16 protein-coding genes and 1 pseudogene are annotated in these 16,727 nt (G+C 27.4%); 10 read left to right on the plus strand and 7 right to left on the minus strand.

The genetic code is table 11. From position 1 onward, the window contains the following. Together JG676_RS04225 and JG676_RS04230 are read left to right on the plus strand one after the other, a co-directional pair. A pseudogene (locus JG676_RS04225) lies at positions 1-232 on the plus strand (hypothetical protein); the annotation flags it as partial. Then, positions 229-684 (plus strand): hypothetical protein, encoded by a 456-nt coding sequence (locus tag JG676_RS04230; protein ID WP_200169732.1) that lies wholly within the window; start codon positions 229-231, stop codon positions 682-684. The pseudogene JG676_RS04225 and the gene JG676_RS04230, both read left to right, overlap by 4 nt. Positions 685-687: 3 nt before the next feature. On the opposite strand, the gene rpsR is transcribed toward JG676_RS04230, so the two are convergent. Genes rpsR through rpsF form a run of 3 tightly spaced genes read right to left on the minus strand, consistent with a single transcriptional unit; the run spans position 688 to position 1,888 of the window. Further along, a complete protein-coding gene (rpsR, locus tag JG676_RS04235) occupies positions 688-948 on the minus strand; it encodes a 30S ribosomal protein S18 (protein WP_131162951.1) in 261 nt (86 codons plus the stop codon). An 11-nt stretch (positions 949-959) separates the two neighbouring features. Continuing rightward, on the minus strand, positions 960-1,502 hold the full coding sequence (locus tag JG676_RS04240; protein ID WP_200169561.1) for a single-stranded DNA-binding protein: 543 nt from the start codon (positions 1,500-1,502) through the stop codon (positions 960-962). A gap of 8 nt (positions 1,503-1,510) precedes the next feature. Continuing rightward, entirely contained in the window at positions 1,511-1,888 is a 378-nt protein-coding gene (gene rpsF, locus JG676_RS04245) for a 30S ribosomal protein S6 (protein WP_200169562.1), read from the minus strand. Between the two features lie 211 nt (positions 1,889-2,099). On the opposite strand from rpsF, the gene JG676_RS04250 reads away from it, so the two are divergent. Both JG676_RS04250 and JG676_RS04255 read left to right on the plus strand, forming a co-directional pair. Further along, positions 2,100-3,374, plus strand: coding sequence for an MFS transporter (locus tag JG676_RS04250; RefSeq protein WP_200217401.1), 1,275 nt, complete (start codon positions 2,100-2,102; stop codon positions 3,372-3,374). Then, complete coding sequence (locus tag JG676_RS04255; protein ID WP_200217402.1) at positions 3,371-4,372, plus strand: sugar phosphate isomerase/epimerase; 1,002 nt, start codon at positions 3,371-3,373, stop codon at positions 4,370-4,372. The genes JG676_RS04250 and JG676_RS04255 overlap by 4 nt, the downstream gene beginning before the upstream one ends. Here JG676_RS04255 and JG676_RS04260 read toward each other — a convergent pair. The 4 genes from JG676_RS04260 to JG676_RS04275 form a co-directional block, all read right to left on the minus strand. Then, positions 4,365-5,219 carry a VirK family antimicrobial peptide resistance protein gene (locus tag JG676_RS04260; RefSeq protein WP_200217403.1) on the minus strand — a complete coding sequence of 285 codons (855 nt, stop codon included), beginning with the start codon at positions 5,217-5,219 and terminating at the stop codon, positions 4,365-4,367. The genes JG676_RS04255 and JG676_RS04260 overlap by 8 nt on opposite strands. Further along, positions 5,216-6,319, minus strand: a complete 1,104-nt coding sequence (gene rseP / locus JG676_RS04265; protein WP_200217404.1) for an RIP metalloprotease RseP — start codon at positions 6,317-6,319, stop codon at positions 5,216-5,218. Before rseP ends, JG676_RS04260 begins: the two co-directional genes overlap by 4 nt. Next, entirely contained in the window at positions 6,316-6,840 is a 525-nt protein-coding gene (gene pgsA / locus JG676_RS04270; RefSeq protein WP_200169567.1) for a CDP-diacylglycerol--glycerol-3-phosphate 3-phosphatidyltransferase, read from the minus strand. The genes rseP and pgsA overlap by 4 nt, the downstream gene beginning before the upstream one ends. 208 nt (positions 6,841-7,048) lie before the next feature. After that, positions 7,049-8,137, minus strand: coding sequence for a CinA family protein (locus JG676_RS04275; RefSeq protein ID WP_200217405.1), 1,089 nt, complete (start codon positions 8,135-8,137; stop codon positions 7,049-7,051). Between the two features lie 103 nt (positions 8,138-8,240). On the opposite strand from JG676_RS04275, the gene ileS reads away from it, so the two are divergent. The 6 genes from ileS to JG676_RS04305 all read left to right on the plus strand — a co-directional run bounded on the left by ileS (position 8,241) and on the right by JG676_RS04305 (position 16,721). Further along, on the plus strand, positions 8,241-10,997 hold the full coding sequence (gene ileS / locus JG676_RS04280; RefSeq protein WP_200217406.1) for an isoleucine--tRNA ligase: 2,757 nt from the start codon (positions 8,241-8,243) through the stop codon (positions 10,995-10,997). A 106-nt stretch (positions 10,998-11,103) separates the two neighbouring features. Next, positions 11,104-12,468: an Asp-tRNA(Asn)/Glu-tRNA(Gln) amidotransferase subunit GatA gene (gene gatA / locus JG676_RS04285; RefSeq protein WP_200217407.1), complete on the plus strand. Its 1,365-nt coding sequence runs from the start codon at positions 11,104-11,106 to the stop codon at positions 12,466-12,468. A gap of 8 nt (positions 12,469-12,476) precedes the next feature. After that, complete coding sequence (guaB, locus tag JG676_RS04290; RefSeq protein WP_200217408.1) at positions 12,477-13,934, plus strand: IMP dehydrogenase; 1,458 nt, start codon at positions 12,477-12,479, stop codon at positions 13,932-13,934. After that, positions 13,931-14,104 carry an exodeoxyribonuclease VII small subunit gene (gene xseB / locus JG676_RS04295; protein WP_200217409.1) on the plus strand — a complete coding sequence of 58 codons (174 nt, stop codon included), beginning with the start codon at positions 13,931-13,933 and terminating at the stop codon, positions 14,102-14,104. The genes guaB and xseB overlap by 4 nt, the downstream gene beginning before the upstream one ends. Continuing rightward, entirely contained in the window at positions 14,097-14,882 is a 786-nt protein-coding gene (locus tag JG676_RS04300) for a carbon-nitrogen hydrolase family protein (protein WP_200217410.1), read from the plus strand. Before xseB ends, JG676_RS04300 begins: the two co-directional genes overlap by 8 nt. 18 nt (positions 14,883-14,900) lie before the next feature. Next, the gene (locus tag JG676_RS04305; protein WP_200217411.1) at positions 14,901-16,721 is read left to right on the plus strand and encodes a motility associated factor glycosyltransferase family protein; all 1,821 of its coding nucleotides are present in this window, start codon (positions 14,901-14,903) and stop codon (positions 16,719-16,721) included. Positions 16,722-16,727: the final 6 nt, after the last annotated feature.

The raw sequence follows: 16,727 nt of genomic DNA on the forward strand, positions 1-16,727 counted from the left end.
AAATATTACAGGACATTATTTGCCTTTGCAAGCAAAATTAACTCTTTTTTTAGAAAATCAAGAATTAAAATATGAACTTAATCCTTTTTCTAAAAACAATGTTTTAAAAGGAATATTAGTGCAAAATATTAGTGATTTTATTATAAAAGATAATGATAAAGGATTTAAAGTAAAGCTTTGTTCATCGCAAGATGATAAGAATTTATGTTTGGAAAAATTTTTATATCAATGAAAAAAGCTTATATATTAATCAGTGTTGTTTTTTTAATTACTTTAGTTTCTTTTCTTATAAATTTAAGTTTTAATATTTCAAGTTATATACCAAGAATGTTAAGAGATGAATATTATTATATTCAAGCTAGAATTTTAAGTCTTAATGCAAAAGAACTTTCTAAATATTTTTTATATAAAGCTAAGCAAGAAGGTAAAGAATGTATTGATTTTGTAAAATTTAATTATCCAAAATATAATGACATAGTAAGAATTGATTATTTTTATCCTATTGCTGAGTGTGATAATTTTAAATTTAAAAATATCAATCAAGATGCCAATCTATCAAAAGATGGAGTTATTATTATAAATATTAGTATTCTTTTAAATTCAAATCAAGCAGTTAATGAGGAAATTTTTATCAATAAAAAAGAGTTAATTTATACAAACCAAGACTTTTGGAAGTCTTGGTAAATATTATAAACCTTCAAAAGGGTTTTCTTTAACTTGTTTTCTATCTACTATATAAGGGATAAGAGCCACGTGTCTTGCACGTTTAATTGCAACTTCAACCATTTCTTGGTATTTTTTGCTTGTTCCAGTTAAACGACGTGGCATAATTTTAAATCTTTCAGATAAAGCGTGTTTTAACATTGCAGTATCTTTATAGTCGATAAATTCAACTTTTGCTTCTGTATATTTACAATATTTACGTGAGTATTTTCTTTTTTCTGCCATAATTTTTTCCTTTAAAATGGTAAATCTGTATCATCGCTTTCGTAAGCGTCAATATCTATTTCTTTAATTTTTTCTTGGTTTTGGCTAGGACTTTGTTTTTGTGGAGCATTTTGTGGAGCATTTTTTCTAAAATTATCACTCATATAAGGATCATAGCTTTGACTCTCATAATTGTTGTTATAATTTCCATTATAGTTACTTGTATTATTGAAATTTCCATTTTGCTGTGGAGCATTTCCACCTAGCATTTCCATATTTTCAACCTGAACACTATGTTTAGAGCGATTTTGACCATTTTGATCACTCCATTGTTCAAATCTCAAACGACCTTCTATAAGAATTTTGCTACCTTTAGAGAGATATTGATTAGCTATTTCAGCCATTCTTCCATAGAAGGTAATATCAATAAAACAAGTTTCTTCTCTTTTTTCTCCATTTGTTGTAAATCTTCTAGTTACAGCAATAGCTGAAGCTCCTATAGCATTACCACTTTGTGCATAACGCATATCTATATCTCTAGTAAGATTTCCTACCAAAACAACTTTATTAAACATTTTTTTCCTTATTGAATTTCTGGAGCCTCTATAGGTTTAATTTCTTTTTTTGATTGCTTAATACCTTGGCTAAGCTTTTCCCATGCTGCAATTTCTTTTTTATTTTCATATTTTACAATTAAAAATCTTATCACTTCTTCAGTAATTCTTAAAACCCTTTCAAGTTCTTTGATTAAATTTGTAGGAGCTTTAAAATAAATTACAAAATAAGTTCCTCTTTCATATTTTTTAATTTTATATGCAAGTTTTCTAGTTCCCATTGGAACAGTTGTTTCGATGCTTGCACCATTTTTTGTAAGGACTTCTTTAATGAATTCCAACTTAGTATTTACTTCCTCTTCTGTTAAAGTAGGCTTTAAAATAAATAAAACCTCATAATGTTTCATTGTTTTCTCCTTGTGGATATTAAGCCTTAAAGATTATCTCTTGTAGGCAAGGAACTTAACATTATATCAAAAAATACTTAATATATACTTTTTAAAATTATTACAAAAAGTTACAAAATTTTAAACATTGATAATAAATTTTTAATATATGATTAATATTGATTTATTTTTAGTTATTATTTATTTCAAATTAATTAAAAAAGGTTTTATTATGTCAAATAATAAACAGCCTATTCGTTGGCTTACTTTTATTGTTTTGGTTATGGGTGGAGGGACTGTATTTAAACTTTCTTCATTAAAAGATGCTTTTTATGTACCTATGCAAGAATTTATGAGTCTTAGTAATACTCAAATTGGTCTTGCTCTATCTGTTTATGGTATAGTTCAAACAATCGGAAATTTTGCTTCTATTTATATTGCTGATAGATTTTCTAAAAAAATTCTTATCCCTTTATCGTTAATTTGTGTTGGACTTATTGGAATTTATATTTCAACCTTTCCTTCTTTTTATGGAATTTTAATTGCTTGGGGATTACTTTCTTTATTTGGAGAAGTGATTTATTGGCCTGTGTTATTAAAAGCTATCCGTTTGCTTGGAGACTCTACACAACAAGGAAGACTTTTTGGATTTTTAGAAGCAGGACGCGGAGTTATTGATACTATAGTTGCTTTTAGTGCTTTAGGAATTTTCTTATTTTTGGGTTCAGGCGCTGGTGGTTTAAGAGCTGCTATACTTTTTTATAGTGCTTGTGTAATTGTAGCTGGAATTTTGGCTTATTTTTTACTTGAAGATGATAAAATAAATACCAAAGATGAAAAAGGTAATGAGATTAGTAAAAATAAAGCTGCTTGGAATGGAGTATTAAAAGCGGTTAAAACACCAGAAATTTGGGTAGTATCATTAACTATTTTTACCATTTATTCAGTTTATTGCGGGCTTACTTATTTTATCCCTTTTTTAAAAGATATTTATGGTATGCCAGTAGCTTTAGTAGGTGCTTATGGAATCATTAATCAATATACTTTAAAATTGGTTGGCGGACCTATTGGGGGATATTTAGCAGATAAAAAATTTCACTCATCTACTAAATATTTACGTTTTGCTCTTATTTTGGCCGTTATTGCAATTTTGATTTTTATTTTTATGCCTCATCACAGTTTAAATATCTATTTTGGAATGAGCTTAACTCTAGGTTTTGCAGCTTTAGTTTTTACAATGAGAGCAACATTTTTTGCTCCAGTAGATGAAATTCAAATCCCAAGAGAAATTAGCGGAGCAGCTATGAGTATAGCTTGTATATTTGGATATTCTCCGCAACTTTTTTGCTTTGCACTTTATGGTTTTATTATTGATAAATTTCAAGGTTTGTTTGGATATCAAATTGTTTTTGGGCTTATGGGATTTTTTGCAATTTGTGGAGTTATTGTAACTTCGATTTTACTTAAAATGATAGCTAAGAAAAAATTACAAGGAGTAATTCAATGAAAATAGGTTTAGAGACAGAAAGTATGCATCTTTGGTTTCAAAATGGTAAAATGGATATATTTTCTTATATAGATTTTGCTAAAAATTTAGGATGTGATGGTGTTATTATAAATATTATTAAAGATTTTGGATTAGATGAAGAGTGGGGATGTTTAGGAAGTGATGATGAAAAACATCTTTTAAAGATAAAGGCTAAGCTTGATGAATATAAAATGTATTGTGAAATTGATGCTAAAGGTTTTGATTTAAACAAATTTGAAAAAATCAGTAAAGTTTGTAAAATTTTAAATGCAGATATTATAAGATCTTATGTGCCTTTAACTGATAACACCAAAAAGGTAAAAAATGCAAGTGATGGGGCTTTTGATGATTCTAAAATTACTGCAAGATTTAATAAAGAAGAATTTTTAAGCGTAGCCAGTGAGATTAAAGCTTTAATTCCACTTCTAGAAAAAAATAACTTAAAACTTGCAATTGAAAATCACGAGTATCAAACATCTACTGAATTGCTTGAGCTTTTAAATTTAATCAATCATCCTAATATCGGCTTTTTGTATGATTTTGGAAATTCGATGATGGCTTATGAAGATCCAATTGTTGCTTGTAAAAATATGGCTAAATATACTTTTAGTACTCATTGTAAAGATCATATTGTTTTTATAGAAGATGATACTGCATATGTTTGTGGAGTTCCTTTGGGTGATGGTAATTTAGATATAAAAACTTGTATTAAGATTTTAAAAGATCAAGGTTTAGAAAGGATAAATATAGAGCAATGTTTTCCATATTGTGCTACTTTTAAAAGAGAAAAAGGTACAGGTGGAGTAAAAGAATTAGGTAGTGGAGCTTTTAAAATAGAACAACCTTTGTTTAATGATTTAAAAGCGATGCAGTATTATTATCCTCAAGAAGTTTCAAATGAATATTTAGAAAAACTTTTAAAACTTCAAAAACAAGGTTGTGAAAAAAGTATTAAATATTTAAAAAGCATTATTTAGACAAAATTTGATTTAAATTTTGTCTAATTTCTTTAAACATAATAAAACGTTTTTTATATATAGAGCGTTTATTGCTAGGTATTTCTTCTAGACTTTTTTGTTCGTGTGAAAGCTCATAATATTTGTGATTATTTATTTTAACGAGCTTTCCTCCATTTTCAAGCCAAATTTTTTTATAATTAACAAAATAACCTTTATCATATCCCTTTTGAGATCTGATTTGGTTTTTTTCATAAACTCCAAGTGTAACGTTAAGTTTTAAACATTTGCAAAGTATTTTAACACATTCTATAAGTAAAGCTATAGGACGTGATCCATGACATTTTTTGGTAAAGATTTTATTTATATCTAAAGCATTAAAATTAGCGTGTTTATAACCTTGAATGCAAGAAATTAAAAGATTGTTTTCCAAAGTAAAACAAAAACAACATTGTTCAATAATATGCTTTTGATATTTAAGAGAAAAAGCCCAAAAACCTTCTTCGTGGACATGATGATTTTTTCCTAAATAAAGTTCAAAATCTTCACCAAAATTAAAGATAAGTTGATCTTTGGGTAAAAATTTAAAATTTTTAAGTCCTTGATTTGCGTCATAGATTAAAGTTTTGACACGCTCATTTGCATTAAAACTTTTATCACAAAATCTTCTTATGGCGTTATAGCAAATTTCTGGTTTATTAAAAAAATTTTTTAAATGTTTGTTTTCTTCTATATTTAGTGTTTTTTCGAGAAATCTAATTTGAGGATAATATAAAAGTTTTCTTAAATAAAAACGTATGCGACGTCTAAAGCTAATCATTTTACTTTTATCATCAAATTTTGGCGTAGGGAATTTAAATTGATTCATTGTATTATTCTTTTAATATCATTAAATGTTGCAAAAAGCATTAAGGCTAATAAAATAGCCATACCACCATAGCTTAAATATTCAAAAACTTTTTGTGGAACCTTACGTTTAAAAATCATTTCATATAAATTAAAAAGTATGTGCCCTCCATCAAGCATAGGTATAGGCAAGAGATTTAAAATTCCAAGATTAATGGAGATTAAAGCTGTAATAATTAAAAGCATCGAAATACCATTATGCGCTGCTTTAGAAGTTATATCGACCATAGTGATAATGCCACCTAAATTTTTTGCATCAATTTCAGAACTTAAAAGTTTTGCTATACCTTTTATGATAAGTGTTGAAGCATTTAAACTTTCATCATAGGCATATTTTAAAGCACTAAAACCTTTATAATATATAGTACTTAGCTCTCCATTTGGTGAAATTCCAATCAATGGCTTTTGAATTGGCTGTAAAAATTCATTATAAGAAGATGCTATTTTTGGTGTTAGTTCTATTTGTATTTTTTCATTATTTCTTTGGATTAAAATTTGTAATTTTTCATTTTTAACTAGTTTAGAAATTTCATCAAAACTTTTAATTTTATGATTATTGATCTCTAAAATTGTATCATTTTTTTGTATTCCTGCGTGAAAAGCAGCAGAATCTAAAGCTACATTTCCAACTATAGGAGAAAATTTTTGTATGCCTAAATTTGCGATTATGATATAAAGTAAAAAAGCTAAAAATATATTAAAAAATGGTCCTGCAAAAAGTATGTAAATTTTTTTTATAGGATTTAAAATGCTATAGCTATCTTTATCTAAATTTTCAACCCCTGGTCTCATATCATCTTGTCCTTTGAGTTTTACATAACCTCCAAGTGGCAAGGTGCTTAATCTATAAATTGTTCCTTTAAAGTTATATTCTAAAAGACTTTTTCCAAATCCTATGCTAAAAATTTCAACCTTTACTCCTAAAGATTTTGCTGCCAAAAAATGTCCAAGTTCGTGGAAAAAAATTAAAAATGAAATAACCAATAAAGTAACAAGAAAATTAATAGAATAAAATTTAAATCCTATTATAAGAATTAAAGCTAAAAATAATAAAGATCTCATTTTCTTCCTTTTATATAAGCATAAATATATTCATAGCCAGAATAAAGAGTAAGGATTAAAGCAATATAAAGCAAAATTTGTGCGAAGGGCCACTGCATTATTAAAAACCCAATAGCTACCATTTGAAATCCGGTTTTTAATTTTCCAGCAAATGATGCACTAATATCTAAATTTTCACTTACCATAACGACGCGAAATCCTGTGATAAAAAATTCTCTTACCAAGATAATATAAATAATCCACTCATTAGCTCTGCCCATCATTAAAAGTCCAATAAATGCTGCTAAAATGAGCATTTTATCAGCTAAAGGATCTAGAATTGATCCAAGTTTTGTTATTTGTCCCCAAGTCCTAGCAATATATCCATCAAAAAAATCACTTAAAGCAGCTAAAGAAAAAGTTAAAGCCGCAAAATAATTAATCCAACTTTGATGAATTTCTTCAAAAGAATGAGTAAGTAGAAAAAATAATAAGGGTGCAAATATAATTCTTAAAGATGCTAAAGCATTTGGCAAATTCATAAAAAACCTTAAAATAATAAAATTAATTATATTTTATAAAAATAAGACAAAAACTTGGTAAAAATTTTTAAAAAATAAGAATAAAATTTTTATAACAATTAAAATTTTCTCAATATTATATATTTTAATTTATTACTTAAAGTAATTTAAATCTTTGTCAATTCTTTTTTAAATACTAGTTATAACATACTATGAAAGTAAAAAAATATTAAAATTCAAAGATTTCTGGTTTTAATTTAAGCATTAAGCAAAAGGCCCCTAAAACTGCTTGTTCTTTTACAAATTCCCTATCTCCTTTAAGATAGAGTATTTCTTGTATATAGGTTCCATCTTTAAACATTGCTCCAATGTAAATTGTTCCTGCTTTATGTTCTTTAATATCTTCTTTATCTGCTATACCACTGATTGCTAAAGCAAAATCTGGTTTAGCAGTTTTAAAAATACCTTTTAACATAAAATAAATACATTTTTCACTATATGCTCCATTATTTTCTAAAATATCTTCGCTTATCCCAAGCCATTCGTGTTTAATACGATTAGAATAGCTTACAATAGAACCTTCAAAGATTTGACTAATTCCTGGAATTTGAGTAATTGTTGATGCACAAAGCCCTCCAGTACAACTTTCAGCGAAAGAAATTTTCATATTTTTTTCTAAGAGTTTTTTACTTATAAATTCAATAGGATCTTTTCCTAGGAAAAATTTTTGTCCGAATAAATTTTGAACACTTTTTAAAAAACTTTCAAGTTTTCCATATTGAGAACTTGAGACTCTAATAAGATTTATATGTTCTAAAAGCTGAGTAACTTTGATTTTTACTTCATAAGATTTTGTTAGAGTTTCAAGCAGTAAGCTTGCACTTTCACTATCTATACCAAAAAGACAAAAATATTTAAAATTTAGTGTTATTTCTCCGATTAAATTTGGGATTGTATGATTTGTTTGAATTTTTAAAACATTAATTTTACAATTTGCAAATTTAATCATAAAGCTATCTTTTTCGTAAAGAGATTTACTTGGAACAAGAGTATTTTCTTCTAAAACAAGATTATCTTCATTTAAAGTTGCAAGAATTTTTGCTACAGTAGGATAATATTCAAAGCTAGAAAATATAGTAATAAAATCGTATTTTTGCATTAAATTTTCAAGTAAAAATGGTAAATCTTTATCAGTTTTATTTTGGATCTTAATTTCATTTATCTCTTTAAATTTTTTTTCATAAACTCTATAAATATAATTTTTATAATTTGTATTGGCAATAATCTCATCTCCTAAAATAAAAAGCAAATGTTTCATTATATATTTCCTTGATATTTATACTAATTTAATATTATATCTAAAAACAAAGGCTAAATTAAAGCTATTTAGAGTAAAATTACATTATTTTTTAGGTGGATTTATGGATTATAAAAATACTTTACTTTTGCCAGATACAAGTTTTCCCATGAGGGCTAATTTAGGTGAAAATGAAAAGCAACGTTTTTATAAATGGTTTGATAAAAATTATGCTTATGAAAAAATAAAACAAAAACGTAAAAATGCAAATAAAAGTTTTACTTTACACGATGGTCCTCCTTATGCAAATGGTCATATCCATATAGGACATGCTTTAAATAAAATTTTAAAAGAAACTATTATAAAACTTCATTATTTTCAAGGCGAAAAAGTTCGTTTTACTCCAGGTTGGGATTGTCACGGACTTCCTATAGAACAACAAGTAGAGATAAAAATTCAAGATAAAAAACATTTGCTTAGTAAAAATCAAATTAGAGAATTATGTCGTGAGCACGCTAAGGAATTTGTTAATATTCAAAAGCAAGAATTTAAAGACTTAGGCATCATTGCTGATTGGGATAAACCTTATCTTACAATGGATTTTACTTTTGAGGCAAATATCTATAGAACTTTATGTCAGATTGCTAAAAAAGGTCTTTTGCTAGAAAGATCTAAGCCTGTTTTTTGGAGTTGGGCTGCAAAGTCTGCTTTAGCGGAAGCTGAGGTAGAGTATCAAGATAAAGAAGATTATTCTGTTTTTGTAAGTTTTGATTTGGATCAAATTTCTTGTGAAAAATTAGGGGTAAAAAAAGCTAGTGCAGTAATTTGGACTACCACACCTTGGACTTTGCTTGCAAATCAAGCTATTGCCTTAAATCCTGATGAAATTTATGTTTTAACAAAAGAAGGATTTATTTTTGCCAAAGCTTTGCTTAAAAACATGGTAGAAAAAAATCTTACAACAGGAGAGATAGAAAAAGAATTTCAGGCTAAAGATTTAGAAAAATTAGAAGCAATCAATCCTTTAAATTCAAGAAAGTCTATTTTAATTCTTGCAAATCATGTTTTAATGGAAGGTGGAAGCGGGCTTGTGCATACAGCTCCAGGACACGGAGAAGATGATTATTATGCTTGTTTGAAATATGATATTGAAACCATAATGCCGGTAGATGATAGTGGTTGTTATGATGAAACTTTAAGACTTAAAAAACTTTTACCACAAGATTTATTAGATGAATTTATCGGACTTCACGTTTTTAAAGCAAATGAAAGAATTTTAGAACTTTTAGGAGAGCATCTTTTGCATTCTTCTAAATTTATACATTCTTATCCATTTTGCTGGAGAACACATAAGCCAGTAATTTATAGAGCGACTAAGCAGTGGTTTATAGTAATGGATGAACTTAAAAATGGAAATACTTTAAGAGAGTGCGCTAAAGAGCAAATTGCTAAAGTAAAATTTTACCCTCAAAGTGGTATTAAAAGAATTGGCTCTATGATTGAAAATCGTCCTGATTGGTGTATATCAAGACAAAGGGTTTGGGGAACTCCTATAGCCTTTTTTAGAGATAAAAATTCAAAAGAAGTAATTTTGGATGATGAAATTTTAGAATTTATTGCAGATATTTTTGAAAAACAGGGTTCTGATGCTTGGTGGAGTCTTGAAATAAAAGATTTATTACCGCCTAATTCAAAATATGAAGCACAAAATTTAGAAAAGATCAATGATATACTTGATGTTTGGTTTGATAGTGGAAGTACTTGGAATGCTGTTTTAAAATCTTGTAATTATGATGCAGGAGAATTACCTGCTGATATGTTTTTAGAAGGAAGCGATCAGCATAGAGGATGGTTTCAAAGCTCTTTGCTTACAAGTGTTGCTATTAATAATCAAAATCCATTTAAGAGTATTTTAACACACGGATTTAGCATTGATGAAAAGGGGCAAAAAATGTCTAAGTCCAAAGGTAATGTAATAGCTCCAAATTATGTTGCTAAAACTTATGGAGTAGAGATTTTAAGATTATGGGTTTTATTAAGTGATTATTCAAGTGATTTAAAAATTTCAGATAATATTCTAAAACAAGTTAGCGAACAATATAGAAAAATTAGAAATACCATAAGATTTTTACTTGCAAATATTAATGATTTAAATGATTTAAATGTTAAAGAATTTTCTTTTATAGATCAATGGATACTTTCTAAAGCTAAAATGGTATTTAAAAATACTAAAGAATCTTTTAAAAATTATGAATTTGCAAAAGGTTTTAACTATCTTCTAAATTTTTTAAGCTCTTATTTAAGTGGAATTTACTTAGATATTAGCAAAGATAGACTTTATTGTGAGCAAAAAGATAGCTTAAAAAGAAGAAGTACTCAGGTAGCTATGGCTTTAATTACTAAAGAATTATTTAATATTTTAGCACCTTTTTTTACTTATACCATTGATGAAGCTTTAGAGCATAGTAATAAAATTATAAAAAATAATGATATAGTAGATGTATTTGATCTTAGTTTTAATGAAGAATTAAATATAGCTTTTGATATAGAAGATAAATTTTTGTTAGAAGCAAGAGAAAAATTCTTTGAAAAAATAGATATTTTGAAAAAAGATAAAATTATTAGATCTACTTTAGAACTTAAGCTTTATACCACTTCATCTTTTATTTTAAATTTAGATAAAGATGAAATGATTGATTGGTTTATAGTAAGTGATATAAGCATAGATGAAAATAATGAAATTCTAAGCGAATTTGAAGTTAATAATGAAAAATTTATTATTTCGAAAGCTAAAGAGTATAAATGCCCAAGATGTTGGAGATTTAAAGCTATAAAAGAAGAATGTTTATGTGATCGTTGCTCTAAGGTATTGGATTTATAATGTTTTTAGAACCTATGCCTTTTAGTATTATAATTGCAACGATTGTTATTGTTTTGCTTTTAAGTGCCTTGGCTGTATTTTTTATAAAATTAACAAAGGATAAGAAATGATTACTTTAAAAGAAGCTTTGACATATTCTAAAGAAGAACTTGCAAATTTAAAAAAAGAATTAAATGAAAAAGCAAAAAAGCAAAAGCAAATTGGTGCCTTTGTTGAACAATTTCTAGATAAAGATTTAACAGATAGTATAAAAGGTATTCCAGTTGCTATTAAAGATAATATTTGTGTAAAAGATTGGGAGCTTACTTGTGCTTCAAAAATTTTACAAGGTTATGTTTCTCCTTATGATGCAAGTGCTATAAAAAAATTAAAAGAAAATGGTTTTTCACCTTTTGGACGCACTAATATGGATGAATTTGCTATGGGAAGTTCTACTGCAAATTCTTATTATGGTAAAACTTTAAATCCTTTAGATTTTAGTAAGGTTCCAGGTGGAAGTAGTGGTGGAAGTGCCGCTGCAGTTTCTAGTGGTTTAGCTTTAGCAAGCTTAGGAACAGATACAGGTGGATCAGTAAGGCAACCCGCTGCTTTTTGTGGATGTGTAGGTTTTAAGCCAAGTTATGGCCGCATTAGTCGTTATGGTTTGGTAACTTATTCTTCAAGTCTTGATCAAATTGGTGTTTTAACTCAAAATGTAGAAGATGCTGCTTTACTTTATGATGCGATCGCAGGATATGATGAATTAGATAGCACGAGTGCTAAAATAGAATTTACCAAAACAGCACCAAATTTAAATTCTGATAAAAAATTAACTATAGCTGTTATACAAAATTATATTGATGAGGCAAGTACTGAAGTAAAACAAACTCTTTTAAAAACTATAGAATTATTAAAATCATATGGACATAATATTATTTATAAAAATTTACTTGATTCTAAATTTGATATAGCAGCGTATTATATTATCGCTGCAGCTGAAGCAAGTACAAATTTAAGTCGTTATGATGGAGTGAGATTTGGGCGAAGAAGTGAAAAACAAGATAGCTTAAATGAAATGTATATCAATACAAGAAATGAAGGATTTGGAGATGAGGTTAAGCGTCGTATTTTATTAGGAACTTTTGTTTTGAGTAGTGGGTATTATGATGCTTATTATATAAAAGCTTTAAAAGCAAGAACTTTTATCAAAAATAAATACAAAGATATTTTACAAGATTGTGATCTTATTTTTATGCCAGTTACCCCAACTACTGCTTTTTCTTTTGATACTCAAAAAACTCCTATGCAAAATTATTTAGAAGATGTTTATACGATTTCAGTGAATTTAGCAGGACTTGGAGGTATTAGTATTCCTGTAGGAAAAGATAAAAATAATCTTAATATTTCGGCTCAGCTAATATGTAAGCAATTTGATGAGCAAACTCTTTTAGATGGTGCATTAAATTTAGAAAAAATTATAAAAAATAAATAGGGATTATTATGAAAATCATTAAACGTGCCTTAACTTTTGAAGATGTGCTTTTGTGTCCAGGATATTCTGAGGTTTTACCTAAAGAGGTAAAAATTGATACAAAATTAACCAAAAATATCACTTTAAATATTCCTTTAGTATCTGCAGCTATGGATACAGTAACTGAACACAGAGCAGCTATTATGATGGCAAGACTTGGCGGTATTGGAGTAATCCATAAAAATATGGATATAGCTTCACAAGCTAGAGAAGTTAAAAGGGTAAAAAAAAGTGAAAGTGGTGTAATTTATGATCCTATTTATATAGGTGCTAAAGCTAGTGTTAAAGAAGCTTTAGAACTTATGGCAGAGTATAGAATTTCTGGCGTTCCTGTTGTTGATGAAAATAAAAAATTAATAGGAATTTTAACTAATCGTGATTTAAGATTTGAAAGTAATTTAGATAATTTAGTTGAAAATGTAATGACTAAACCACCTTTAATCACAGCTCCAAAAGGTTGTACTTTGGATGATGCAGAGAAAATTTTTAGTACTAATAAGGTTGAAAAACTTCCTATAGTAGATGAGAAAGGATATCTTGAAGGTCTTATTACTATAAAAGATCTTAAAAAGAGAAAAGAATATCCTAATGCAAATAAAGATAAATTAGGAAGATTGCGTGTAGCAGCTGCAATTGGAGTGGGTCAAATGGATAGGGCTAAAGCTTTAATTGAAGCAGGTGTTGATGCTATAGTTCTTGATTCAGCTCATGGGCATTCAAAAGGAATTATGGATACTATAAAAGAACTTAAAAAAACTTATTCTAATGTAGATATAATAGCTGGTAATATAGCTACTGCAAAAGCTACTAAAGCTTTATGTGAATTAGGTGTTGATGCTATTAAAGTAGGTATTGGACCTGGGAGTATTTGTACAACAAGGATCGTTTCAGGAGTTGGAGTTCCTCAAATTTCAGCTATTGATGAGTGTGCTTTAGAAGCTGCTAAATTTAATGTTCCTGTTATAGCAGATGGTGGGATAAAATATTCTGGAGATATTGCCAAAGCTTTAGCTGCTGGGGCAAGTTCTGTGATGATAGGTTCATTGCTTGCTGGAACAAATGAAAGCCCAGGAGAGCTTTTTACTTATCAAGGAAGACAATATAAAACTTATAGAGGTATGGGTTCTCTTGGTGCTATGCAAAAAGGGAGCTCTGATAGATACTTTCAAGAAGGAACAGCACAAGAGAAACTAGTTCCAGAAGGTATAGAAGGACGCGTGCCTTATGTTGGAAGTATTAAAGATGTGGTTCATCAGCTTTTAGGGGGTTTGAGATCTTCTATGGGTTATGTAGGAGCAAAGGATATACAAGAATTTAAAGAAAAAGCTGAATTTGTAGAAATTACTAGTGCAGGTTTAAAAGAAAGTCACGTTCATGATGTAACTATCACACACGAAGCACCAAATTATAAGGTAAATAATCAATGAGTTTTGAGGAAAAATTAGAAAAAGCTAATGAAGCTTTAGAGAAATTAAACAATGATGAATTAACTTTAAATGAAAGTGTTAAAATTTACAAAATTGGTTTAGAAAATATCAAAAAAGCTAGAATGGAATTAGATAAAGCAAAATTAGAGGTGGAAAAAATCAATGAGTAAAATAGCTGCTTTACAATTTCCTACTTTGGCTTTAAGTGAGTCAAGACTTGATTATTATTTGCAAGCTTCAAAAGAAAGTGGTGCAAATTTAGTTATACTTGGAGAATATGTTATCAATAGTTTTTTTACAGAATTGCTTTCTATGCCAAAAAGTATGATTAAAGAACAAAGCGAAGTTAAAAAAGAAAGTCTTATAAAACTTTCTAAAAAATATGATTTAGAAATTATTGCACCTTTTATCAGCGTGGAAACTAAGGGATATAAAAAAACCTGTCTTAAAGTTTCACCTAAGATGATTAAAATTTATGAACAACAAATTTTAATGCCCTATACTCATTGGAATGAAAAGGCTTTTTTTAACAATAAAGAACAAGACGAGCTTAAACTTTTTCATTTTAGCTATGAAGGATTAAAGTGTGCATTAATTTTTGGTTTTGAGGCTCATTTTGATATTTTTTGGAAAAAAATTATGGAAAAAAAGATTGATCTTGTTATTATTCCTACTGCTTCTACATTTGAAAGTAAAAAACGTTGGGAAGAGCTTTTAAAAATAAGAGCCTTTTTAAATCATACTAGTGTTTTAAGGGTTAATCGTATAGGGACTTCAAAACATAGTGAAGAATGGAATTTTTATGGCGATACTATGTTTATTAATGCTTTTGGGGAGATAGAAGAAAAGCTTGGAAATGAAGAAGAAATGCTTATTGTAGAACCAAAAAAAGCTAACGAAGCAAGAAATTTATGGGGATTTGATAAAATTATAAAAAATAAAATTTGATATTTCTTAGGATTAAATGTGGATATTTTTTTTAAAAATATAGAAAGTTTAAAGATCTCAAATTATGATCTTGCTTCAAAAATCTTAACCTTTTTAAATGAGTCGAAATTAAGCTTTAGAATAGATGAAAATTTAAATATTTATGATTCTCAAAAAAGGTATTTATATGAAAATAAGGAGCAAATGAATCAATTTATCAGTTCTATTTTCAATGAAAGTAAAAATTATCCTTTTATTTTTATCTATGGTATAGCTAATGGGGAATTGATTAAAAATTTAAGTTATAAATATAAACATATTTTTGTTTTTGAAAGTGAAATTGAACTTTTAATTTTAGCTTTAAATATTGTAGATATCAGCGAAGAATTAAAAAATTATAAAATTATTTTATTTGATCCTAATGCTTTTGATTTTGAAATTCAAGTTGCTATGTTTTTCGATCATCAAGATATACTTGAATATTTAAGTTTATATAAGCTTTTTATTAGTTCTTTATATTATAAAGATTTTTTTAATAACGAGATATTAAAAGTTAATGAGATATGTATAAAAACAGCTGATGTAGCTATAAGAAATGCTGATAGAACTTGCTATCTTCCTCTTTTAACTTATAAACAATTTCTTTGTAATATCCCTACAATGTTAGAAAATATTCCTTTTCAAAGACTTATAGCTCAAAGAAAAAATGCTTTTGATACAGCTATAGTAGTTTCAGCAGGACCTTCACTTGCCAAGCAATTACCTTTACTTAAAAAATATCAAAATAAAGCTTTTATTTTTTGCGCTGATGGAGCTTTAAACATCTTGCTTAAAGAAGATATCAAGCCTGATTATGTAACAAATTTAGATTATAATGATTATCCAATTAAATTTTTTGAAAATAAATCTAGTTTAAATAATACATTAATAATGCTTGAATGTGCAACATCGCCAAATGTTGTTGATTTTTTAAAAAAAGAAAAAATTATTCTTTGTATTAGAAATAAATCTTTGTATATGCGTTATCATTTAAATGATTTTGGCTATATAGATACAGGAACTCACGTAAGTCATTTCTCTTATACTCTAGCTCTTGCCTTAGGATTTAAAAATATCATTATGATAGGACAAGATTTAGCCTATGATGAGAAAGGAAATTCTCATTCAAAAAATTTTGCTTATGGGGTAGATTGTGATAGTGTAGATAATATTCAAAAGTTAAAATGTTTTACTTATGGAGGAAAAGGTGAGGTTTTAACTCACGTGCTTTGGAATGATTATCGTATCAAATTAGAATACCTTTTTGCTTGCAATAAAGAAGTAAATTTTTATAATGCTACAGAGGGTGGAGCAAGGATAAATTTTACCAAAGAAGTATCTTTTAAAAATGCTTGCGAAACTTTACTTCATAAAGAAAAACCTAAATTTGAAAATTTAAAACCCTTAACTAAAAATAGAAGTGCTAAACTCATTGCTAAATTCTTTGAAAAATTAAAACAAGATAAAGAAACTTGTGAAAATTTATTAAATGATGCTAAAGCTTTAAAAGATGCATTAGACAATATTTTAAGTAAAGATATCATCTTGCCACAAGAATTTTTACAAAATGTTTATCAAAATATAAGTAACTTTAATAATATTTTGGCAAATGATGAGTTTGTACAAGATGAAACCTTAAGAGGTAATTTTGTTTATCGTGGCTATTTGATTTCTTGCGCTATAAGAGATAAGAATGATGAGAGAGAATATTTGTTTGCTTATATAAAAGCTTATAAAGAATGGTTGCAAGAATTTTTAGAAAAATTAAATACTAAGTATGAAAATATCCTTGAAGCTTTAAGTATAAAGCAATATAAATAAATTTTA

The organism is Campylobacter sp. 2018MI34, from assembly GCF_016598975.1.
GTDB lineage: Bacteria > Campylobacterota > Campylobacteria > Campylobacterales > Campylobacteraceae > Campylobacter_D.

Excerpts from the sequence above, each read along its gene's own strand:
- JG676_RS04230 (WP_200169732.1), top strand. The coding sequence starts at position 229 with ATGAAAAAAGCTTATATATTAATCAGTGTTGTTTTTTTAATTACTTTA.
- rpsR (WP_131162951.1), bottom strand. The coding sequence starts at position 948 with ATGGCAGAAAAAAGAAAATACTCACGTAAATATTGTAAATATACAGAA.
- JG676_RS04240 (WP_200169561.1), bottom strand. The coding sequence starts at position 1,502 with ATGTTTAATAAAGTTGTTTTGGTAGGAAATCTTACTAGAGATATAGAT.
- rpsF (WP_200169562.1), bottom strand. The coding sequence starts at position 1,888 with ATGAAACATTATGAGGTTTTATTTATTTTAAAGCCTACTTTAACAGAA.
- JG676_RS04250 (WP_200217401.1), top strand. The coding sequence starts at position 2,100 with ATGTCAAATAATAAACAGCCTATTCGTTGGCTTACTTTTATTGTTTTG.
- JG676_RS04255 (WP_200217402.1), top strand. The coding sequence starts at position 3,371 with ATGAAAATAGGTTTAGAGACAGAAAGTATGCATCTTTGGTTTCAAAAT.
- JG676_RS04260 (WP_200217403.1), bottom strand. The coding sequence starts at position 5,219 with ATGAATCAATTTAAATTCCCTACGCCAAAATTTGATGATAAAAGTAAA.
- rseP (WP_200217404.1), bottom strand. The coding sequence starts at position 6,319 with ATGAGATCTTTATTATTTTTAGCTTTAATTCTTATAATAGGATTTAAA.
- pgsA (WP_200169567.1), bottom strand. The coding sequence starts at position 6,840 with ATGAATTTGCCAAATGCTTTAGCATCTTTAAGAATTATATTTGCACCC.
- JG676_RS04275 (WP_200217405.1), bottom strand. The coding sequence starts at position 8,137 with ATGAAACATTTGCTTTTTATTTTAGGAGATGAGATTATTGCCAATACA.
- ileS (WP_200217406.1), top strand. The coding sequence starts at position 8,241 with ATGGATTATAAAAATACTTTACTTTTGCCAGATACAAGTTTTCCCATG.
- gatA (WP_200217407.1), top strand. The coding sequence starts at position 11,104 with ATGATTACTTTAAAAGAAGCTTTGACATATTCTAAAGAAGAACTTGCA.
- guaB (WP_200217408.1), top strand. The coding sequence starts at position 12,477 with ATGAAAATCATTAAACGTGCCTTAACTTTTGAAGATGTGCTTTTGTGT.
- xseB (WP_200217409.1), top strand. The coding sequence starts at position 13,931 with ATGAGTTTTGAGGAAAAATTAGAAAAAGCTAATGAAGCTTTAGAGAAA.
- JG676_RS04300 (WP_200217410.1), top strand. The coding sequence starts at position 14,097 with ATGAGTAAAATAGCTGCTTTACAATTTCCTACTTTGGCTTTAAGTGAG.